This is a genomic window from Tessaracoccus sp. OS52 (assembly GCF_020687685.1).
Taxonomy (GTDB): Bacteria; Actinomycetota; Actinomycetes; order Propionibacteriales; family Propionibacteriaceae; genus Arachnia.
This window is the reverse complement of record NZ_JAJEWM010000001.1, coordinates 654,266-673,010: the sequence shown is the minus strand read 5'-3', so window position 1 is coordinate 673,010 and position 18,745 is coordinate 654,266. Positions and strand designations below refer to the sequence as shown.

Genomic DNA, 18,745 nt, shown 5'->3' with positions numbered 1-18,745 from the left:
AGCCGAAGGCGCAAGCCGCCACTTGGAGTCACTCCGGGTAGCGGGTTGCGCCTTCATTCATCCGCGACTCCGGCGCGAGCACCAACTCCCGGACATGGTCCTCGGGCAGCGTCTGGCTCCCGACGGTGAATGCCTTGGTCCCGACCAACGCAAACCCGTGCTTCTCATAGAAGCGGTTGGCTCTGGCGTTCTCGCGGCTCACTCCCAGCCAGATCGTGTCGGCTCCAGACGCAGCCGCCGCGTCCAGGACTGCGCGCATGAGGGCGGCGGCTGTTCCCGCTCCGTGTTCACTCGCCAACAGGAAGAACTTGTTCAGTTCGACCGCGTGGGACCCCGCCAGGAGCGAGCGGATCTCCCCCCGGGATGGTTGCAGGTCGAGCAGCGCGTAGCCCAGAAGTTGCCCATCGCGCTCTGCGACGATCACCGACTTCGTCGCCGTCCGCAGGTGTCGCGCGAAGACCTCAGAACTCAGTTGCGTCGCGATGAACTGCTCGATGTCCTCGGCAGCGAGGCCCGGCGGGCAGGCCAGCGGGAAGGTCTCGGCGGCGAGTTCGGCCAAAGCGGCAGCCTCCAGCGGTAGGGCGGCGCGTATGGTCAGCACGGCTCACCAACCACGCTTGGGCGTGGGACCTGGGAGCCTGCTGAGGACGCGACGTCCCAGCTTCTCAAGCACCTCGGCCTCACCCGGTTCGAGTGCGTCGGCGAAGAACTGCTTCACCGCGCGGAGATGCTCACCCGTCGCGGCCCGGATCAGTCCGTACCCTGCGTCGGTGGCCACGACGTCGACGCCAGGACCGGGCTCAGCGGCAGCGCGACGCACCAGCCCGCGGGACTCCATCCGGGCCAGGTGGTGGGAGAGCCTCGAGTAGGACCACTGGAGGTGCAACATCAGGTCCTTCATGGGCATCCGTCGATCCAATCGCGGCGCCACCGAGGACAGCACGTCGTAGTCCTGCATGGACAGGGGGGTGGACTCGGAGAGGCGCCGCGCAAGTTCGGCGTCGACCTGGCGCGTCATGAGGCGCAGCGTGGACCAGGCAGCCAGGTCCCCCTCTGCCAGACGCTTTCCGTCGTTGCTCATGCTGCCACCATAGATCGACTTGACATGTCAAGTCAATCCGTCCATCATCTGTTGTGGAGGTGGGAACATGACAGCCGTCGGGGTGATCATCGCGAGCACGCGGCCCAGCCGCATCGGAGACAAGGTGGGCGCCTGGGTGGCGGAGGAAATTCGCCGCCGCACGGGTGCACGCGCAGACCTGATAGACCTTGCCGAGGTCGCCCTGCCGTTCATGGACGAGCCTGAACCCTCCTCCGGTGTGTACCTGCACCCGCACACCCGAGCCTGGGCACGTCGTGTCGAGAAACTCGGCGCCCTGGTCCTCGTGACTGCGGAGTACAACGGATCATTCCCCGCGTCCCTGAAGAACGCCCTGGACTTCCTCGGCCCCGAGTGGAGCGATCTTCCCGTGGCGGTGGTCGCCTACGGCAACTCATCCTCAGGAGCCCGTGCCGCGACGGCTCTGCTCCCGGTACTGGTGGGACTCGCGATGATCCCGGTGGGTTCCTTCCTGTTGGGTCTACGGACCAGGCGCACCGACACGGGGATCGAGTTCAGCCAGCGGGACGCGGATGGACTGGCAGCGCTCACGAGACGCCTGCTCCGGGTGGCCGCAGCACTGGAGGAAGAGCCCTCCCTCACGGGCCGGGCGATCTGAGACAGCCAGACCGTCGGAGTCGGCCCCCTCTACTAGCTGTTCGTTGGCTGCTCCGAGCTCGAGCCGACATCGCACAATCAGGGCGCTGACGCGGACGCGACGACAGAGCGTCGCGAGGCTTGCCGCAGCAAACTCTAGACGCGCTCCAGGAACGCTACGACGTCGGCCAACTCCTCCGCGACGATGGTGTGGCCCCTGGGATAGGTGTGGCGCTCGACGTCGAAGTGCGCGTCCAGCCACGGCCCTGAACGTTCGCGCTTGTCGGGGTTGATCACCTCGTCGAGTTCGCCGATCGTCGTCAGCAGCGGCAGCCTGGGCTGTCGGGCGGCCAGCGCCGCGTCTCCGGGGAGTTCGCCGTTGTGCACGAACGAGGCGAGGTGCATGACGGAGGCGAACCGGTCAGGAGCGAGTCTGGTGAGTTGGACTGCCACGGCTCCCCCCTGCGAGAAGCCCAGCAGATGGACCCGCTCGAACCGGGCGTCGAGTCCGTCGAGCCAATCGAGCACGGCCTGCGACGACTCGTCGATGAGGCGGTGGTCGTCGCTGTCCCCCGGGGCGAACTCGAACCAGGCGAAGCCCGGGCCGTAGGGGATCGGAGCGCGGAGGGCGGCGACCGTGAGAGCGGGGGGAAGGTGTGGCGCCAGGGCGAACAGATCGCCCTCGTGGGAGCCGATGCCATGCAGGAGGATGAGGAGTTCGCCCCCTGTCCCCTGCTTCCAGAGGACGCATTGCGGATCCAGCTTCATTCGGGGCTCCTGTCGAGTACTGGGCGTGCTTGCAGCCTAACCCCAGGGCGACCTTGACCGAGACTGAACGGGCGTATAGCATATTGAACATGCGTTCAACGCAGGAGGATCTGACCACCAAGGCCCGGATCCGGGACGCGGCCATCCGCCGCTTCGCCGCCGATGGTCTTGACGCTCCCCTGCGCCTCATCGCCGCCGACGCCGGTGTCAGCCCGGGGCTGATCATGCATCACTTCTCCTCCCGCGCCGGGCTGCGCGAAGCCTGCGACGAGTACGTGCTGGCCCGCGCGAGGGACAGCAAGAAGGAGGTCCTCGGTGAGGCCGGGCCCGGGGCAATGCTCGCGGGACTGGCCCAGATCGAGGGGTACGCGTCCCTGGTCGGCTACGTGCTGCGCTGCCTGCAGGCGGGTGGCCCGCTGACGGACCGATTCGTCGACGCCATCGTCGCCGACGCCGTCAGCTACCTGGCCGACGGCGTGGCCGCCGGCACCGTCTCACCCAGCCGAGACCCGGAGGCCCGTGCGCGCCTGATCGCCGAGATGTCGCTGGGAGCGCTGCTGCTGCAGTTGCCTGCAAGGCAGTCCCACCTCGACCTCGAGGAGCTGCCCCAGTGGCTCCACCAGTACAGCGCCCGGATCGTCCTGCCCCTCCTCGAGCTCTACACCCAACCCCTTCTCACCGAATCAGGCCTGTTGGACGCCTACCTCGAATCAATCGACAGGAGCAAAGCCCAATGACCGACCTGGCAATCGAGGCCACCGGCCTCGTGAAGACGTTCGGGGCCACTCGTGCGCTCGACGGCTTCAACCTCACGGTTCCGACAGGAAGTGTCACCGGCTTCCTGGGTCCGAACGGCGCGGGCAAGTCAACAGCGATCCGCGTGCTGCTCGGCATGCTGCGGGCGGACTCGGGGACGGCCCGTGTGCTCGGGCACGACGCCTGGTCCGACGCCGTCTCGATCCACCGACGACTCGCCTACGTCCCCGGTGACACCAACCTGTGGCCCAATCTGACCGGTGGTGAGGCGATCGACGTCCTCACCCGGATGCACGGCAGCGGGAACGCCAGGCGTCGCGCCGAACTCCTGGAGCGATTCGAGCTCGACCCGACGAAGAAGGCCCGCACCTACTCGAAGGGCAATCGGCAGAAGGTGGCCCTCGTCGCGGCGCTGGCCTCCGACGTCGAGCTGTTCCTCCTCGATGAGCCGACCTCCGGTCTGGACCCGCTCATGGAGGCGGTGTTCACCGACGAGGTCCGCGCACTGCGCAACGAGGGCCGGACGGTGCTGCTGTCCAGCCACATCCTCGCCGAGGTCGAGAAACTGTGTGACACGGTCACCATCATCCGGGCGGGCAAGGACGTCGAGAGCGGCACCCTGGACGAACTGCGACACCTGACCCGCTCCACCGTCACCGCGACGACGTCGGCGAGCACCGAACAGTTCGCGGCCTCTCCCTACGTCCACGACCTCGCCCGTGACAACGGCCGGGTCTCGTTCGACGTCGACAACACCCACATGGTCGAGGTGCTGCGCCTTCTCGCCGATGGGCACGTCGGCAACGTCACCATCACTCCCCCGTCCCTGGAGGACCTGTTCATGCGGCACTACGGTGACAGCTTGGCGGAGGTGGACGCGAAGTGACCACCACCGCAGCACGGCCCACCCGGGCCCGTCCGCGCCCGGCGGGAGATTCGCCCTTCACAGGCGCCGCCAGCCTCATCCGCCTGAACCTGCGGCTGGACCGGGTGCGCATCCTGGCGTGGACGCTCGCAATGGGTGTGAGCGTCTGGTCGAGCGTCATCGCCCTCCGGGACGCGTACCCCACCCAGGAGGCCCTGCAAGGCAGGGCCGCACTGCTGTCCAACCCGGCCACGATCATGATGACCGGGCCCGCTTTCTCACTGGACAACTACACCTTCGGTGCCGCGGTCGCCAACGAACTCTCCCTGTACGTCTTCATCGCGTCCGCGATCATGTCCGTGCTGCTCTCGATCCGCCACACCCGCGCCGAGGAGGAGGCCGGACGGCTTGAGCTGGTCAGGTCGCTGCCGGTGGGCCGGTTCGCCCCTGCGACGGCCGCAGTCGTGACGGTGGCCGTCGCCAACCTCCTTGTCGGGGCCGCGACGAGCGCCGGGCTACTGGTGGGTCGCATGGAGACTGAGAGCTCGCTGGCCTTCGGCGCGGCCACCGGCATGACCGGTCTGGTCTTCGCGGCCCTGGCCACCGTCGCCGCCCAGTTGACCGAGCACGCCCGCGGAGCCAGCGGCATGTCCATGGCGGTCCTGGCGGTCGCGTTCCTGGTCCGTGGCGTCGGCGATGTGATCAACGACCAGGGCTCGTGGCTGTCGTGGTTCTCGCCGCTCGCCTGGGGGCAGCAGACCCGCCTGTTCGTCGACGTCCGCTGGTGGCCGCTGGCGGTCTCCCTCGTGGCTACGGTGGCGCTGTTCGCCGTGGCGGTCTACTTCGCCCAGCGCCGCGACATCGGCGCCGGCCTCCGCCCCACGCGGCCCGGACCAGCGACGGCGTCCCGCGCGCTCCACACCCCTGCCGGACTGGCGGAGCGGCTGCTGCGGAGCTCGCTGCTGGCTTGGGGAGTTGGCGCCTTCTTCTTCGCCGTCGCGATGGGCGCGCTCGCCAACGAGCTCGACGCGATGCTGGAAGCCAACCCCGCGCTGGAGGAGTGGCTGGCCATCGAGGGCACGGACCTGACCGCCGAGTTCGCCGGCGTGATCCTGACGTTCGAGTTGCTGGCACCCGTGATCGTCGCGGTAGCCGGGGTCCTGCGTCTGCGCTCCGAGGAGGAGTCAGGACGGACCGAACAGATGATCGTTGCGGGTCTGTCCCGCGTCGGCTACCTGGCTGGCTGGCTGGGCACCGTGGTGGTCCACACATTGCTGCTGACGCTGATCAGCGGGGCGGGTGTGGGGCTGGGAGTGACCCTGGGAACGGGCGAGGGGAAGTGGATCGGCGAGCTGACGATCGCTGCCCTGGTGTTCCTGCCTGCCATCCTCCTGGTCGCGGCGCTCGCCGTCGCCCTCCACGGGGTGTTGCCGCGGCTCGTGGGGCTCGCCTGGGCGTTGGTGGTCTGGATCTCGTTGGTGCTGTTCCTCGGCGAGCTGCTCCGGCTGCCCGACTGGGCCAAGAACATCTCGCCCTTCACACACACCCCCGTGCTGCCCGGGCAGGACTTCGAGGCAGCGCCGCTGCTCGTCATGGCAGCACTTGCCGTGATGCTGCTGGCTGTGGGGCTGGCTGGCTTCCAGCGCCGCGACATCAACTCCCGCTAGGAGTTCCGGACAGCCAGGACCGCGTCCCAGAGCGCCTCGGCGACCTCCCGCTTGGAACCCTGGGCGCGGGCGGCCACCGCGTCGTGGGCGTCCAGGAACACCAGCAGGTTCTCACCGGACTCGAACCCCTTGCTCCAGCCGACCTCATTGACCGCCAGCAGGTCCACGCCCTTGCGGCGGCGCTTCGAGCGCCCCTTATCGAGGAGTTCCTCCTCTGTTGGGGCGGTTTCTGCAGCGAAGCCGACGACGGTCTGCCCGGGCGCGCGGTCAGCCACGAGCCCCGCGAGGATGTCAGGGTTCTGGACGAGTTGCAGCGTCATGCCCTCATCCCCCTTCTTGGACAGTTTGGTGTCGGAGGCCTCCGCGACGCGGTAATCGGCCACGGCTGCGACCATCACCACGACGTCCGCGCCATCGGAGAGCGCGACCACCTCATCGCGCAGTTCACGGGCCGAACCCACCCTGCTGACGTTGATACGGGGGTGAGCTGCGGCTTCGTCGATCACCCCCGCGTCGACGTGGGCCGCCACCAGTTCCACCTCCGCCCCGCGGTCTGCAGCCGCGAGGGCCACGGCCGCTCCCTGGCGGCCGCTGGAGCGGTTGCCGATGAACCGGACCGGGTCGATCGCCTCGCGGGTCCCACCTGTCGAGACCACCACACGCAACCCCTCGAGATCCCCACGACTAACGCCATCCAGAGGTGGGTCTCCGTCGTCCTGGACCTTCGTTCCGTTGTCCTGAGATTGGCGAAGGACCTCCATCGCCCGCTCGAAGACCACCTCCGGCTCCGAGACGCGGCCGGGGCCGACATCGCCGCCGGTGAGCGGTCCGTCGTCGGGGCCGACGAAGACCACTCCGCGCTCCCGCAACGTCTCGACGTTGGCGACGGTGGCCGGGTGGCGCCACATCTCGGTGTGCATCGCCGGCGCGACCACCACCGGCGCCTGCGTCGCCAGCAGTGTGGTGCCCAGGAGGTCACCGGCGAGACCGACAGCCATCTTCGCCAAGGTGTTCGCCGTTGCGGGGGCGACGATGATCAGGTCGGCGCGCTGGCCGAGCGCCACGTGCCGGACCTGCGCCACGTCGTCGTGCACCGACGTGGTCACGGGGTTGCGGCTGATGGCCTCCCAGGTGGTCAGGCCCACGAACCGGAGCGAGTCCTCGGTGGGGATCACGTGCACCTCATGGCCCGCCAGCACAAGCAGCCGCACCAGATGAACTGTCTTGTAGGCTGCAATACCACCGGTCACACCGACTACGACGAACATTGCCCGATCGTCTCACACCCGCGGTGGAAGGAAGCCAATGTGCACTGTCATCGTCCGGGTCCCCGAGGATCCGTCTGAAGCCGCGAGAATCCTGGCGGTCCGCGACGAGGACCCCGACCGCCCCTGGAACCCGCTGGGCGAGCACTGGCCCGAATCCCACCCGCGCGTCAGCGGGGTGCAGGATGCACGCGCGGGCGGAGCATGGCTGGCCACGCTGCCCGAAGCCGGTCGGCTCGCGGTGCTGCTGAACGTGGGTGGTCCGGCGCCCCAGCCCGGTCTTGCATCACGCGGCGAGGTGGCGCTGGACGCCGTCGAGGGCCGCGCTCCCGACCCCAACCGCCGCACCCAGCCCTACAACCTGGTCACCGTCGCGGGCGGCAAGGTCACACTCAGCCTCTCCGACGGCGAGTCGGTGAACACGCAGACGCTTGACCCTGGCGTGCACATGCTCGTCAACAGCGAGCTACCCAACGACGAATCCTTCACCCGGGTCCAGCGCTGGCTGCCCGAGTTCCGGGCCGCCACTCCCCCGGGTTCAGGGCCCGACTGGTTCCAGCCCTGGCTCGAAGTGATGGACCGCAGCGCGGCGCTGCCACCCACCGACGACGCATCGATCATCCGCGACAACCGCCCGTGGGGAATTCCGACGCAGTCGCTGCTCATGTGCACGGCAACCGTCTCGGACCACGCCGTCGACGTCGACTACACCGAGTTCGAACGGCCGGGCGAGTGGGCCACCCGATTTCACATTTCCTGAATCCACCACTACAGTTGTTCTTCGGTTCAAGCACCACTAGCTCAACTGGCAGAGCAGCTGACTCTTAATCAGCGGGTTCAGGGTTCGAGTCCCTGGTGGTGTACGAATGACCTAGTCAGCTGGCCCTCACCCCTCACGGGGTGGGGGCCAGTTTCTTCCTAGCGTGCTTGGCGATGAGGCGGGCGAACTGGAAGTGCGTGCTGAAACTGGCACCCATCCGTTCATGTGAATTGAAGTTGAGAACCACGTGCACCCGCTGCTCGGGGTAGAAGTACATGTGAGTCCCGAAGTAGCCCAACCCACCGACCGGTTGGGGCAGGTGGCGCACCGCGGTTCTCACCAGTGGGGGCAGGAACTCGTGGAAGCGGAGCGTCACCATTCCCGTTCCGTAGTGGATTCCGGCCCTGAAGCGGTTGCGTGGAGCGCTCATCCGAGCCAGGCTCGCAGGCTTGACCAGACGGCCGCCGTGCAACGCTTCCTGGAATCGGACCAAGTCCTCGGCTGTTGTCACGATTCCACCGCCGGCCCAGTCAACGCTGGCCGCCAGCGCCCGACTCGCCTCCACTCCCCCCAGCCAGAACGGAGCCACGTCGACTTCGGCCAGGTCTTCGGGCGATGTCGCGTCGGTGTACGGGGTGGAGGTGTGCTCCATGCCCAAAGGCTCGAAGATCCGATCCTGGAGGAGCCGGTTGAACGCAGTGCCGGTCTGCTCCTCTGCGATACGGCCGAGCACTACGTAGCCGGTGTCGCCGTACGCGAATGATTCGCCGGGGAAACCCTCGGCCGGCCGGCCCCTGACCTGCTCCAGAAGATCCGTCGGGGTCCACCGTCGGTCAGGATTCTTCAAGAGGGACCCGGCTGAGCTTGAACCGGGGACCCCACCTGGTGGGTCAAAGTAGTCCGGCAGCCCGCTTGTGTGCGAGAGCAGGTGGTCGATCGTCACGTCGTTGCCGAATGCGACGCCCGGAGCTGCGGGGAGGCCATCGAACTCATTGGCGGGCAGCAGATGCCCAACGGGAGTGTCGAACCCGAAGCGACCCTCGTCAATCATGGCCACAATGAGGGCGGCTGTCATGACCTTTCCCACGCTGGCCGCGTGATGGGGCACGGCAAGAGCGCCGTGCCGGAACTCCCACTGCGGGGTTCGGACCAATACCTGCGGCGCGGGCATGTCGGGCCAGCGGCGTCCCATACGCGTCAGGGCTCGTGTGAGCCGGTCCATTTCTCGGGTCAGCGTCACGATGCCTCCGTACTTGGGATCTCTCTGAGAGATGTCTACTAGACATGTCTCTGAGAGTCAATGGCGTAGAGTCCTGTCATGGCACATGTGATTCTCGGATTGCTGCTCATCGCCCCAATGAGCCTCTACGACCTGATCAAGGGGTTCGAGGCCGGGGTCTCGTTGTTCTACAGCGCGAGTTCGGGCAGCATCAAGCGGGCACTAGACGGGTTGCTTGAGCGCAGGCTCATCCAAGTCGCAAGCGTCGAGCCCGGCACCAGGGGTCGGAAGGTGTACCGGGTGACCGACGAAGGCCGTCGAGAGTTCCACGACTGGATGGTGTCCCAGCCGATTGCGGGCCACCTTGAGACCGCGGCCTTGTCACGGCTCTATTATCTGGGCCTGCTGGACGCGGACGATCGGGCCACGGTGCTGCAGAACATTACCCGACGAGCAGAGGAAGACCTCGCCCAGTTGCGCGCGCTGGCCGGCTGGATCGAGGGCATGGAGGTACCCCTTGAACAGCGCGATCTCGCCCACTACCAGCGGGCGACCCTCGACTTCGGGATAGCTTCCCATCAGTTCGCGATCAACTGGTTCCGGCAGAAGTTGGCCGAGGGAAGCCCAACAGTAAGGTAGATCGGTGGGGCGCAGCGGGCCGGCCACCTGAGCCGGCTTCACACGGAGCGGCGCAAGCAGCACTCCTCTTGGCTACAGGTAGAGCCCCGTCCCGCCGTCGGTGTCTCCCTCGGAGGCGACGGCGTGGATGTCGCGCTCGCGCAACAGGACGTAGGTACGGTTGTGGAGTTCCACCTCGGAGCGGTCCTGGGGGTCGAACAGGACCCGGTCACCGGCCTCGACCGAACGCACGTTCGGACCCGCGGCCACCACCTTGGCCCACGACAGCCGCCGACCCATCTGGACGGTGGCCGGAATCAGGATGCCCCCGCCGCTGCGCCGTTCGGAGGAGGCGGCGTCGACGTCGACGAGCACCCTGTCGTGCAGCATGCGGATGGCCAGGCCGGCCTCGCTCACTTGGCCGCTTCCAGTGCCTTGCGGACGCGGTACTCCACCGAACGCCGGTTGGCGATCGTGTTCAGGGTCGCGACGAACACGACCACGCCCAGCACCGCGCCACCGATGGCGAGCAGTCGGTCCGTGCGCCAGCCGTTCTCATCCTTGACCTGCGACTTGACCGCCTCGAACTCGTCGGAGACGAACCCCTTCGCGCTCTCGATGCCTCGCTTGGCGATGTTCTTGGGGTGGACCTCCTCGACGAACTCCCCGAGTGACTCCGAGACCTTCGCGCGGTTCCTCGCGAGGTCCGCCCGGATCTCCGCCACTGGGCGCGGCTTGCTGCTGGCCATGGAATCTCCTTACGTCGATCACCCACAGCCTAGCCCCTAGGATGGGCGCATGACTGCGCGCTTGACACAAGGCTCGAAGGCCCCGGACGTGCCCCTGCTGGATTCCGAGGGCAACTCCGTTTCGCTGTCGGACTACGCCGGCTCGTCTGTGATCCTCTACTTCTACCCGGCGGCCATGACGCCGGGCTGCACCACCCAGGCCGTCGACTTCTCGGAATCGCTGGAACCGCTGAAGGAGGCCGGCTACTCGGTGGTAGGCGTCTCGCCGGACCCGGTGGAGCGGCTCGCGAAGTTCAAGGAGAAGTCCGACGTCGGGTTCACACTGCTCTCCGACACCGACAAGGAAGCGCTGAACGCCTACGGCGCCTACGGCACCAAGAAGCTCTACGGCAAGGAGATCGAGGGCGTGCTCCGATCCACCTTCGTGATCGACGTCGACGAGCAGGGCGAGGGCACCGTCCGGGTCGCGCAGTACAACGTGAAGGCCACCGGCCACGTGGCGAAGCTCCGACGCGAACTGGGTGTCTGACCCGCTCCCGCAGGGACCATCGGGGTTCCTGACCATCGACGCCCCGCCCCGTGGCGGCGTCGACGTGGAGCTAGAGATCAAACGCTCCAGGTTCCTCACGAGGCTGCGCAGGGTCACCTCCGAGGACGAGGCGCGCGCCGTCATCGAGGACCGCCGAAGGACCCACTTCGACGCCAGGCACCACTGCAGCGCGTTCGTGCTCGGCCCCGACGCGCGCACTGCCCGCTCCTCGGACGACGGCGAACCCTCCGGCACCGCCGGGGTGCCGATGCTCGGCGTCCTGAACAGCAACCACCTGACCGACGTCGTCGCCGTCGTGACCCGCTACTTCGGCGGAGTGAAGCTGGGCGCGGGCGGGCTGGTCCGGGCGTACTCCGACGCCGTCGCCCGGGCCGTGGCCGCGGCTGGAACCAGGACCGTCGTACTGTGCAGCGTGCTGGCCGTGGAGGTTTCGGCAGCCGACGCAGGCTCGGTGGAGTCCCAGTTGCGGGGGCTAGTGCTGGGCGACGGGACACACGTGGTTGTCGACGGCGTGGACTGGGCCCAGACCGCAACCATCCGCCTCGCGGTCCCGCGGCGGAGCCGTGAGGACTTCGACGTCGCCCTCACGGCCCTGTCATCGGGATCACTGGTGGCCCGGTTCGTCGACGAGCGCTGGGTGGATCAGACCTCGCCCGACTCCAGCAGCCGGTCCAGCTTGGCATAGCCTTCGTTGATGCCGACCTCCATGCCCGAGGCGATCATCCCATCGCGGCCCTCGAAGCTGTCGAGCAGCGACTGGCTGTGCATCCGCGTGACGCCGTTGCCGAGATCCTCGAACACCATGGTGTCGAGAGAGACGGCGTCGGGCATGCCCTCCCAGGTGAACGTCTGCACGAGGCGATCCTCGGAAACGGTGTGGAAACAGCCCCGGAACGAGTAGACCTCGTCGCCGCTGGTCTGGTGGAACCGGTAGCTGCCCCCGGTTCGGGCGTCCCACTCGTCGATGACCGTGTCGAGGTCGTCGGGGCCAACCCAGCGGGCGAACAAGTCCTTGTCCGTGTGGGCCCGGACCAGTTGCGCGGGGGTGGCCCGGAAGTCGCGGGTGATGCGGACTATGGGCAGGTCGGGGTCGACCGTGATGGTCGCCTGCGTGATGTGTGTTGAGGTGCTCATGACACCATTCCCTTCGGTGAGGATTGCTGGTCCCCCGGGACGTCGGTCCCGGAGGTGTCGTTGAGTTCCGCCAGCACGGCGTCGAGGCGCTGGTAGCGCTCCTCGGCCTGCCTGCGGTAGCGCTCGATCCATTTCGTCATGAGATCGAAAACGTTCGCGTCCAGGTGCACCGGACGCCGCTGCGCCTCCCGGCTCCGAGTGACCAACCCCGCGTCCTCCAGCACTTTCAGATGCTTGGAGACCGCCTGGATGCTCACGTCGTAGGGTTCGGCGAGCTCGCTCACCGTCGCATCCGCTGCGGCCAGCCGCGCGACGATGTCCCGCCGCGTCGGGTCCGCCAGCGCCGCGAACACCCTCGACAACTCATCCGCCATGACCACTCCTAAACCGTTTGGTTGAATACCATGCTGCGCCCCCGACAAGAACTTGTCAACCATTTGGTTGAATTCGTTTGGAGCGCCCTGTCCCGGTTCTACAATCGACCGATGGGCCCCCAGGACAAGGCAGCCGATTCAGGCTCTCAGCGCCGCCATGAGACCGAGGCTGAGCGGCTGGACCGCAACTGGGGTGAACTCCTGCAGGAGTTCAGGGTGGCGCAGACCGGCATCCAGATCCTGTTCGGCTTCCTGTTGATTCTGCCGTTCCAGAGCGGATTCGGGGACCTCGACGCCAGCCAGCGCCTGCTCTACCTCATCGTCTTCGCCTGCATGACCGCCTCGACCATCTGCATCCTGGCGCCCGTCATCGCGCACCGGATCCTGTTCAGGCAGAGGGCAAAGGACCGGCTCGTCGACTTCGGTAGCCACGTCGCGAAGGCGTCCATCGGCTTCCTGGGCGCTGCGTTCGTGGGTGCCGTCGGGCTGATCGTCAGCCTGGTGGTCGGGGTGACGACCGCCTGGATATCTGCCGGCGCGACCTTCCTGGTGATCGTCGTCCTGTGGCTCGTGGTTCCCCTGACCGTCCTGCCGAAGGATTCCAATGACGAGCGGTCCGATCAGGCGACCCAACCCGGCACCAGCAGGTGACCACCAGCCCGGAAGGCACGGTACCGAAGAAGGGACTTGAACCCTCACGCCCGAAGGCACAGGAACCTAAATCCTGCGTGTCTACCAATTCCACCACTTCGGCTCGCCCACACTGGGAGCGTCGTCAAGCATAGGCCACCCAGCTGTCCGGATCACGTCGACGACAACCCGAAGCGCTCAACGACCTCGTAGCGGTTGCCCTTGTCCGCCAGGTGGGATTCCACTAGCACCACGTCCTCCACCGGCCAGGACCATCCGGGAAATGCGTCTACGACGTGGAACCACTTGGTGGCGTCGAACGGGCGCCGGGCTCGGGCCAAGGTCAGGTGTCCGACGAAGGCGGAGCCGTCGGGTGCTGCGCCCGCGTGTGCGGCGACCGCTCGGCACTTGCGCGCCAGCGCGGCCAGTTCCTCCTTGCCGTCTGCCAACCCAAGCGCGAGCGCCTTGGCGCGCTCGACTCCGGGGAAGCAGACCGCTCCCTGGACCCCGACGTCGAACCTCTGCACCCGTCCGAGGGACTCCGCCAACCCCTCCACCAGCCGGTCCCGGGCATCCACCGGCACCGACGACATGAACGCCGTGGTCAGGTGCCACCCCTCCGGTCTGGTCCAGCGCCACACCTCGACGCCGGCCTCGCGACGCGGTTCCAGCCAGGTGGTCAGTTCGTGCACCACCGAGGGTGGCGGCAGCACCGCGGTGAAGAGTCTGGCTCCCATCCCTGGATTCTATGCGGCGCGTCCCGCGGCCGGTCACTCCCCGGGCGACGCGTCGGTCAGTGCGGCGCTGCCCGGCAGGTCCGGCAGCTCGGTCGCGGGGCGCAGCGCGGTGTCGTCCTCCTTGAAGGTACGGATCGGACCTGGTCCCGTTTCGCGGGTCTCGAACCGGACCGTGACGCGCCCCAGCCCGGCACCCCAGACCCAGCCCCGGCCGTGCGCGTCGTGCTCGACGTCGGCCCCGGGGTAGTACCCACTGCCACGGACTCCCGAGACCGCCACCTCGCGCATCGTTTCCGTGGGCCCGACCGGCCTCTCGGACTCGTCGTCGAAGAGCTGCTCCTGGGCCGCCCTGGTGAAGTTGGACACCCCGATTCCGAGCAGCCGGACGCCGCCGCGGACATCCACCTCCGCCAGCAGTTCCCCACCCACGCCCGTGATCACCTCGACGCGGTCGGTCGCACCGGCGAGCGAGCGCGCCTTGGAGATGGTGGTGAAGTCCCCCATCCGCACCTTGACGCTGATGGTGCGGGCGAACAGGCCCGCGGCCTGCACGCGTCTGGCCACCTGCAGAGCGTCGCGGCGAAGGATGGTCTCCAACTCGCCACGGTCCTTGATGTCGACGGGAAAGGTGTCCTCGGTGGAGATGGACTTGGCCTCGCGCTCGGCGGACACCGGTCGGTCGTCGCGGGCGAACGCGAGCTGGGCCAACGCCTCGCCCGCCGCCCTGCCCAGCTCACGAGTGAGCTCGGCGGGGTCCGCCCCGCGGAGGTCCTCGACGGTGTACATGCCGATGGTGATGAGTTTCTGCTCGGTGACGGGACCCACGCCTGGGATCGCGCGGACAGGAAGGGGCGCGATGAAGTCCAGTTCCTCCCCCGTGCGGATCACGCGGAAACCATCCGGCTTCGCCGCCTCGGAGGCGAGCTTGGCCAGGAACTTGCTGGAGGCCACCCCCACCGACGCCGTCAGTCCCCCAGTCCGTTCCGCGAGTTCGGCACGAAGCCGGGTGACATGTTCCTCTACATCGCCCAGGTCCCAGTTGCTGGCCGCGAGGTCCACGAACGCCTCGTCCAGGCTGAGAGGCTCGACCAGGGGCGAGATCTCCCTGAGCAGCGCCATCACTATTCGCGACGACTGCCGGTAGGCATCAAACCTGCCACCGAGGAAGGCCGCCTGGGGAGCGCGGCGCCGTGCCTCGGTGCCCGGCATGGCGGACCGGACACCGAAGCGTCGGGCCTCGTAGCTCGCCGTGGCGACGACGCCGCGCGGGCCAGCACCACCCACAACCACCGGCTTGCCCCGCAAACTCGGCTTGTCCCGCTGCTCGACGGCGGCGAAGAACGCATCCAGGTCCAGGTGGAGGATGCTGGCCGACGAGCGCATGCCCCGAGGCTACCGCCGTCAGGATTGGGCGAGGACGGCGTCGATCTGCCCAATGGCCCCCGTCATGCCTTCCTCCATTCCCATCTTCACCATCTCCTCCAGTTGCTCCCTGTTCTCGAAGTGGGACACGACCGTCATCCGGGTGCCGCCCTCGGTGGGCGACAGCGTCACCTCGCACCGTGTCGTGCCGAGAAACCCGCTGGGTTCGCCGTCGTCACCGGCGAATCCGTCCTCGAAGACCAGCCGCGTGGGCGCCTGGATCTCCAGGAACCGCCACCACCCCGCCGCCTTCTCACCGTCGGGTCCGGACATGTAGTAGCGGGCCTGGCCGTCGGTGCGAAACTCGTGGCGGGTGAAGGTGGCCGGCCAGGTGGGCGGACCCCACCAGCGTTCGAGCTGGCGCGGGTCCTCCCAGACCTGCCAAACCCGCTCCACGGGGGCGTCGAACTCGTTCACCAGCGTGAACGTCAGCTCCTGGGCATCCAGATTGGTGCTGGAGATCGTCATGTTCAGTGTCCTTGGCTGTCGTCGGAGAGGATGTCCCCGATCCGGCTGGCGCGTGCGCGCCAGATTTCGTCATAGGCCCGCAACAGTTCCATCGCCCGGTTCAGGCCTTCGGGATTGCCGTGCACCAACTGCTCCCTTCCGCGTCGCTGCTTGACCACCAGCGAGGCCCGCTCCAGGACCGCGACGTGCTTCTGCACGGCAGCGAAGCTCATCTCGTAGTTGCGGGCCAGTGCCGAGACCGACTGCTCCTGCAGCATCGCCCGACGAATGATGTCGCGACGAGTCACATCCGCCAGTGCCTGGAAGATGCGGTCGACCTCTGCGTCACTCAACTGATCTACAACCATTTGGTTGCAGGTTACGCCCTTACGCCATCGGAGGCAAGGTTTGCGGATCGCCGAACGGACGACCGGCAGCGTTGACCCCTTCGAATGGCATCCTGTGGCTACAGAAAACCTATTCTGTAGCCACCGAAGGAGTTGGAGCATCATGAACAACGACGTACGAGCCGGACAGCCGATCCGGGCCAGCAGGCGTGCCGTCATGGGAGGCACGCTCGCCGTCGGCGCTGGGGCACTCACCAACTGGGCGGGCATCTTCCCGGGCCACGAGGCGGCAGCGGCAGGGGGCCTGCGCAACGCGGGTTTCGAGGATGTCACCAGCGGTTGGCCCGCACACTGGGAATCCATCAGCGAGGTGACCAGCGAGCGCATCCGCCCCGAGACGACGGCCGTCCGCACCGGCGCCAGGGCAGTCCGCCTCGAGGGTGCCGACGCCGCGGAAGTCGGGCTGCGAAGCACCCGCGTACCGGCCCGGCCAGAGGTGACGCACGAGGCCAGCAGCTACGCCCTCGTCGAGTCCGGCGAGGCCTCGGTGACCCTCGAGTACTGGGGGTCCGGAAACACGCGCCTGGCAACCCACAGCAAGAAGTTCGCCGCCGGAGACGTGTGGAGACGCGTCGACGTCAACGGCGAGGCACCCGCGGGAGCCACCCACGCGACGATGCTGCTGCAACCCATCGCCGACGGTGTCGCCTACTTCGACGACGCGTCGCTGACCGCGATCGACCCCTTCCCGATCCAGCGCTTCGGCCCTGCCGCACCGGCTGCGGCGGTGCGCGGTGCGACGCTAATGGGCGACCGGCTGTTCGTCACGGCCCGCTTCACAGTCGAGGAGATGCTGCGCATCGCCGAGGTCGACGCGCAGGGCAACCTCGTCCAGTACCTCGACATGGACCTCGGTGGTGCCTCCGGCAACTGGTTGGCCAACGACGGTCGCTACGTCTACGTCGGGGCTGCGGGCCACGGAAACGTCTGGCGCTATGATCCGGAGACAAACCAGGCCGGGCCGTGGGCACAGATCGGCGGCAACAACATCTGGGTCTACCAGATGCTGGTGGACGGCGAACACCTCTACCTGGGCACCTACCCTGACTGCACGGTCCGGCGCGTGCGCCTGTCCGATGCCACCGTCGAGGAGTACGGACGGATCTCCTCCTCGCTGTACGCCACCGGCCTCGCCGTCGACGACAACTACGTATACGGCGGTTCAGCCGCACCCGGCGGCGTCGTGCGCTGGGCCAAGGAGGGCGGCGAGGATCCCCTCGACCTGAGCGAGCACCTCACGAACTCCCCCGTCGGCATCCTCGACATGACTCACTCCGGTGAGCACGTCTACGTCGCCAGCGGCGCAGAGGTGGTGAGTTTCCGCTCGGACGGCTCCGACCGTGTCGTGCGCCCCATCGCGCCCGAGGACCGCTTCGCCGACCGCCTGACCGTCGCCGAGGACGGCACCGTCTACGCCATCGTTCGCCGGACCACCAACCTCTACCGCGTCGACCCGGATACCCTCACCAAGATCGGCCAGCCCTACGACGAGGTCGAGAACGTGTTGCTGGACATGACCACCGACGGCCGCTTCGTCGGCGTCACCGGCGTCGGTGACATCTGGACCTTGGGCGTCGACGGCACCGGGCTGACGGTGAACACGCTGCTGTCCACGGACTTCGTGTACCCCGACGAGGCGCAGAGCATGGTGTTCCAGGAGTACGGCCAGCGGGTGTTCGTCAGCGGCCACTTCACGATGACCGTCCACGAGACCAACCCCCACAGCTCGCAGAGCCTGCCCGCCCGCGGCGAGGCGAAGGCCATGACGGAGGGACCCGACGGGTCCGTCTATGCCGCCATGTACCCGAGCTGCTCGATCGTCAAGTACGACCGCGACACACTCGAGACCACGGACTTCGGTCCCATCGGCGGCAACCAGCAACGGCCTGTCACCATGCTCACCGACGGCGTCCGCAACCAGCTGGTCGTGGCCACCGGCCCTCGCAACAGCGCGTGGAACGGTGCCCTGACGTTCGTGGACCTGGAAACCGAAACCTACGACATGCGGGAGGGCATCCTCCCCGACCAGCGGGTGACGGGAATGGCCATCGACGGCGACGTCCTCTACATCTGTGGCGACACCTACGGTCAGTCGACGCCGGGCCCGATCCGCGACGCCGCCGAGGTGGCGGCAATCGACCTCAACACCCGCGAGGTGCTGTGGCGAGAGGTGCTTGACCCTGAGTGGGACTCCTACGAGCGCATCGCAATCCAGGACGGATTGTTGTACGCGATGGGACGCCGCCCCAATGGGGAATGGTTCAGCTACGACCTCTCGAAGCGGCGCGTCGTGGAGCGCGGCAACCTGGGCGGCTACGGGGACTTCGGTCAGTCCAAGGGGCGGATGTTGGTGTGGGTGAACAGAGTCAATGAGATCCGGGAGCTTCCCACCGTCACGAACCCCGAAGCAACCCTCATCTACCCGGAGGTCCCCGTTGGTTGGTACAACAACGCCTTCTTCTCCTTCACCTCCGACGGCACCGCCACCTGGGGCATGTGGGCCAACGACCTCGCGCTGTTCCCACTGATCACCCAGCGTCCCGGCAAGCGCGTCCCGAAGGCTGGTGGCTAGTCAGCGACCACCAGACATCGATGCGGCAGGGGCTGCAGCGCCTCTGGCCCCTGACCCGGTCTCCTGCCATTCGATCGCCCGGCCTCGAGGGCCGGGCGATCGTCGTGGT

23 protein-coding genes and 2 tRNA genes are annotated in these 18,745 nt (G+C 67.5%); 11 read left to right on the top strand and 14 right to left on the bottom strand.

Annotated elements, in window-relative coordinates:
* Positions 1-28 precede the first annotated feature (28 nt).
* Positions 29-601, bottom strand: a complete 573-nt coding sequence (locus LKO27_RS03105) for a GNAT family N-acetyltransferase (RefSeq protein WP_227735426.1) — start codon at positions 599-601, stop codon at positions 29-31.
* Positions 602-604: 3 nt separating this feature from the next.
* Positions 605-1,081, bottom strand: coding sequence for a MarR family winged helix-turn-helix transcriptional regulator (locus tag LKO27_RS03100; protein ID WP_227735425.1), 477 nt, complete (start codon positions 1,079-1,081; stop codon positions 605-607).
* Positions 1,082-1,148: 67 nt separating this feature from the next.
* On the opposite strand from LKO27_RS03100, the gene LKO27_RS03095 reads away from it, so the two are divergent.
* A complete protein-coding gene (locus LKO27_RS03095; RefSeq protein WP_227735424.1) occupies positions 1,149-1,718 on the top strand; it encodes an NADPH-dependent FMN reductase in 570 nt (189 codons plus the stop codon).
* A gap of 134 nt (positions 1,719-1,852) precedes the next feature.
* Here the strand turns inward: LKO27_RS03095 and LKO27_RS03090 are convergent, their stop codons facing one another.
* Positions 1,853-2,464 (bottom strand): alpha/beta hydrolase, encoded by a 612-nt coding sequence (locus LKO27_RS03090; protein ID WP_227735423.1) that lies wholly within the window; start codon positions 2,462-2,464, stop codon positions 1,853-1,855.
* An 89-nt stretch (positions 2,465-2,553) separates the two neighbouring features.
* On the opposite strand from LKO27_RS03090, the gene LKO27_RS03085 reads away from it, so the two are divergent.
* From LKO27_RS03085 to LKO27_RS03075, 3 genes are read left to right on the top strand one after another with little or no spacing between them, the layout of a single operon-like run.
* Entirely contained in the window at positions 2,554-3,201 is a 648-nt protein-coding gene (locus LKO27_RS03085) for a TetR/AcrR family transcriptional regulator (RefSeq protein ID WP_227735422.1), read from the top strand.
* Entirely contained in the window at positions 3,198-4,106 is a 909-nt protein-coding gene (locus LKO27_RS03080) for an ABC transporter ATP-binding protein (RefSeq protein ID WP_227735421.1), read from the top strand. Before LKO27_RS03085 ends, LKO27_RS03080 begins: the two co-directional genes overlap by 4 nt.
* Positions 4,103-5,752: an ABC transporter permease gene (locus tag LKO27_RS03075; RefSeq protein WP_227735420.1), complete on the top strand. Its 1,650-nt coding sequence runs from the start codon at positions 4,103-4,105 to the stop codon at positions 5,750-5,752. The genes LKO27_RS03080 and LKO27_RS03075 overlap by 4 nt, the downstream gene beginning before the upstream one ends.
* On the opposite strand, the gene LKO27_RS03070 is transcribed toward LKO27_RS03075, so the two are convergent.
* Positions 5,749-7,020 carry a phosphopantothenate--cysteine ligase family flavoprotein gene (locus LKO27_RS03070; RefSeq protein WP_227735419.1) on the bottom strand — a complete coding sequence of 424 codons (1,272 nt, stop codon included), beginning with the start codon at positions 7,018-7,020 and terminating at the stop codon, positions 5,749-5,751. The genes LKO27_RS03075 and LKO27_RS03070 overlap by 4 nt on opposite strands.
* Positions 7,021-7,057: 37 nt before the next feature.
* On the opposite strand from LKO27_RS03070, the gene LKO27_RS03065 reads away from it, so the two are divergent.
* Positions 7,058-7,777, top strand: a complete 720-nt coding sequence (locus tag LKO27_RS03065) for an NRDE family protein (RefSeq protein WP_227735418.1) — start codon at positions 7,058-7,060, stop codon at positions 7,775-7,777.
* A gap of 30 nt (positions 7,778-7,807) precedes the next feature.
* Positions 7,808-7,880: transfer RNA gene (locus LKO27_RS03060), tRNA-Lys, on the top strand.
* 30 nt (positions 7,881-7,910) lie between these two features.
* Here the strand turns inward: LKO27_RS03060 and LKO27_RS03055 are convergent.
* Positions 7,911-8,948, bottom strand: coding sequence for a serine hydrolase (locus LKO27_RS03055; RefSeq protein ID WP_227737196.1), 1,038 nt, complete (start codon positions 8,946-8,948; stop codon positions 7,911-7,913).
* A 147-nt stretch (positions 8,949-9,095) separates the two neighbouring features.
* Between LKO27_RS03055 and LKO27_RS03050 the strand changes: the two genes are divergently transcribed.
* Positions 9,096-9,635, top strand: coding sequence for a PadR family transcriptional regulator (locus LKO27_RS03050; protein ID WP_227735417.1), 540 nt, complete (start codon positions 9,096-9,098; stop codon positions 9,633-9,635).
* Positions 9,636-9,707: 72 nt separating this feature from the next.
* On the opposite strand, the gene LKO27_RS03045 is transcribed toward LKO27_RS03050, so the two are convergent.
* Positions 9,708-10,004, bottom strand: a complete 297-nt coding sequence (locus tag LKO27_RS03045) for a co-chaperone GroES (protein WP_227737195.1) — start codon at positions 10,002-10,004, stop codon at positions 9,708-9,710.
* 23 nt (positions 10,005-10,027) lie between these two features.
* Positions 10,028-10,363: a DUF3618 domain-containing protein gene (locus LKO27_RS03040; RefSeq protein ID WP_227735416.1), complete on the bottom strand. Its 336-nt coding sequence runs from the start codon at positions 10,361-10,363 to the stop codon at positions 10,028-10,030.
* 49 nt (positions 10,364-10,412) lie between these two features.
* Between LKO27_RS03040 and LKO27_RS03035 the strand changes: the two genes are divergently transcribed.
* Both LKO27_RS03035 and LKO27_RS03030 read left to right on the top strand, forming a co-directional pair.
* A complete protein-coding gene (locus LKO27_RS03035) occupies positions 10,413-10,892 on the top strand; it encodes a peroxiredoxin (RefSeq protein ID WP_227735415.1) in 480 nt (159 codons plus the stop codon).
* Positions 10,885-11,598, top strand: coding sequence for a YigZ family protein (locus tag LKO27_RS03030; protein WP_370629940.1), 714 nt, complete (start codon positions 10,885-10,887; stop codon positions 11,596-11,598). Before LKO27_RS03035 ends, LKO27_RS03030 begins: the two co-directional genes overlap by 8 nt.
* Here LKO27_RS03030 and LKO27_RS03025 read toward each other — a convergent pair.
* Both LKO27_RS03025 and LKO27_RS03020 read right to left on the bottom strand, forming a co-directional pair.
* Positions 11,556-12,047 carry an SRPBCC family protein gene (locus tag LKO27_RS03025; RefSeq protein WP_227735414.1) on the bottom strand — a complete coding sequence of 164 codons (492 nt, stop codon included), beginning with the start codon at positions 12,045-12,047 and terminating at the stop codon, positions 11,556-11,558. The two genes, LKO27_RS03030 and LKO27_RS03025, sit on opposite strands and share 43 nt — an antisense overlap.
* The gene (locus LKO27_RS03020) at positions 12,044-12,421 is read right to left on the bottom strand and encodes a helix-turn-helix transcriptional regulator (protein ID WP_227735413.1); all 378 of its coding nucleotides are present in this window, start codon (positions 12,419-12,421) and stop codon (positions 12,044-12,046) included. The genes LKO27_RS03025 and LKO27_RS03020 overlap by 4 nt, the downstream gene beginning before the upstream one ends.
* Before the next feature lie 111 nt (positions 12,422-12,532).
* Between LKO27_RS03020 and LKO27_RS03015 the strand changes: the two genes are divergently transcribed.
* Positions 12,533-13,072, top strand: a complete 540-nt coding sequence (locus tag LKO27_RS03015) for a DUF6328 family protein (protein ID WP_227735412.1) — start codon at positions 12,533-12,535, stop codon at positions 13,070-13,072.
* A gap of 21 nt (positions 13,073-13,093) precedes the next feature.
* Here the strand turns inward: LKO27_RS03015 and LKO27_RS03010 are convergent.
* The 5 genes from LKO27_RS03010 to LKO27_RS02990 form a co-directional block, all read right to left on the bottom strand.
* Positions 13,094-13,175: transfer RNA gene (locus LKO27_RS03010), tRNA-Leu, on the bottom strand.
* 49 nt (positions 13,176-13,224) lie between these two features.
* A complete protein-coding gene (thpR, locus tag LKO27_RS03005; RefSeq protein WP_227735411.1) occupies positions 13,225-13,788 on the bottom strand; it encodes an RNA 2',3'-cyclic phosphodiesterase in 564 nt (187 codons plus the stop codon).
* A gap of 33 nt (positions 13,789-13,821) precedes the next feature.
* Positions 13,822-15,171 carry a DNA polymerase IV gene (locus tag LKO27_RS03000; RefSeq protein WP_227735410.1) on the bottom strand — a complete coding sequence of 450 codons (1,350 nt, stop codon included), beginning with the start codon at positions 15,169-15,171 and terminating at the stop codon, positions 13,822-13,824.
* Positions 15,172-15,189: 18 nt separating this feature from the next.
* The gene (locus LKO27_RS02995) at positions 15,190-15,678 is read right to left on the bottom strand and encodes an SRPBCC domain-containing protein (protein WP_227735409.1); all 489 of its coding nucleotides are present in this window, start codon (positions 15,676-15,678) and stop codon (positions 15,190-15,192) included.
* Between the two features lie 2 nt (positions 15,679-15,680).
* Complete coding sequence (locus LKO27_RS02990; protein WP_227735408.1) at positions 15,681-16,010, bottom strand: helix-turn-helix domain-containing protein; 330 nt, start codon at positions 16,008-16,010, stop codon at positions 15,681-15,683.
* Between the two features lie 157 nt (positions 16,011-16,167).
* On the opposite strand from LKO27_RS02990, the gene LKO27_RS02985 reads away from it, so the two are divergent.
* Entirely contained in the window at positions 16,168-18,636 is a 2,469-nt protein-coding gene (locus LKO27_RS02985) for a hypothetical protein (protein ID WP_227735407.1), read from the top strand.
* Positions 18,637-18,745 lie beyond the last annotated feature (109 nt).

What these genes read in the sequence shown, in the direction of transcription:
- LKO27_RS03100 (WP_227735425.1), bottom strand. Translation starts at nt 1,081, where the DNA reads ATGAGCAACGACGGAAAGCGTCTGGCAGAGGGGGACCTGGCTGCCTGG.
- LKO27_RS03095 (WP_227735424.1), top strand. Translation starts at nt 1,149, where the DNA reads ATGACAGCCGTCGGGGTGATCATCGCGAGCACGCGGCCCAGCCGCATC.
- LKO27_RS03090 (WP_227735423.1), bottom strand. Translation starts at nt 2,464, where the DNA reads ATGAAGCTGGATCCGCAATGCGTCCTCTGGAAGCAGGGGACAGGGGGC.
- LKO27_RS03085 (WP_227735422.1), top strand. Translation starts at nt 2,554, where the DNA reads ATGCGTTCAACGCAGGAGGATCTGACCACCAAGGCCCGGATCCGGGAC.
- LKO27_RS03080 (WP_227735421.1), top strand. Translation starts at nt 3,198, where the DNA reads ATGACCGACCTGGCAATCGAGGCCACCGGCCTCGTGAAGACGTTCGGG.
- LKO27_RS03070 (WP_227735419.1), bottom strand. Translation starts at nt 7,020, where the DNA reads ATGTTCGTCGTAGTCGGTGTGACCGGTGGTATTGCAGCCTACAAGACA.
- LKO27_RS03065 (WP_227735418.1), top strand. Translation starts at nt 7,058, where the DNA reads ATGTGCACTGTCATCGTCCGGGTCCCCGAGGATCCGTCTGAAGCCGCG.
- LKO27_RS03055 (WP_227737196.1), bottom strand. Translation starts at nt 8,948, where the DNA reads ATGCCCGCGCCGCAGGTATTGGTCCGAACCCCGCAGTGGGAGTTCCGG.
- LKO27_RS03050 (WP_227735417.1), top strand. Translation starts at nt 9,096, where the DNA reads ATGGCACATGTGATTCTCGGATTGCTGCTCATCGCCCCAATGAGCCTC.
- LKO27_RS03045 (WP_227737195.1), bottom strand. Translation starts at nt 10,004, where the DNA reads ATGCTGCACGACAGGGTGCTCGTCGACGTCGACGCCGCCTCCTCCGAA.
- LKO27_RS03040 (WP_227735416.1), bottom strand. Translation starts at nt 10,363, where the DNA reads ATGGCCAGCAGCAAGCCGCGCCCAGTGGCGGAGATCCGGGCGGACCTC.
- LKO27_RS03035 (WP_227735415.1), top strand. Translation starts at nt 10,413, where the DNA reads ATGACTGCGCGCTTGACACAAGGCTCGAAGGCCCCGGACGTGCCCCTG.
- LKO27_RS03025 (WP_227735414.1), bottom strand. Translation starts at nt 12,047, where the DNA reads ATGAGCACCTCAACACACATCACGCAGGCGACCATCACGGTCGACCCC.
- LKO27_RS03020 (WP_227735413.1), bottom strand. Translation starts at nt 12,421, where the DNA reads ATGGCGGATGAGTTGTCGAGGGTGTTCGCGGCGCTGGCGGACCCGACG.
- LKO27_RS03015 (WP_227735412.1), top strand. Translation starts at nt 12,533, where the DNA reads ATGGGCCCCCAGGACAAGGCAGCCGATTCAGGCTCTCAGCGCCGCCAT.
- thpR (WP_227735411.1), bottom strand. Translation starts at nt 13,788, where the DNA reads ATGGGAGCCAGACTCTTCACCGCGGTGCTGCCGCCACCCTCGGTGGTG.
- LKO27_RS03000 (WP_227735410.1), bottom strand. Translation starts at nt 15,171, where the DNA reads ATGCGCTCGTCGGCCAGCATCCTCCACCTGGACCTGGATGCGTTCTTC.
- LKO27_RS02995 (WP_227735409.1), bottom strand. Translation starts at nt 15,678, where the DNA reads ATGACGATCTCCAGCACCAATCTGGATGCCCAGGAGCTGACGTTCACG.
- LKO27_RS02985 (WP_227735407.1), top strand. Translation starts at nt 16,168, where the DNA reads ATGAACAACGACGTACGAGCCGGACAGCCGATCCGGGCCAGCAGGCGT.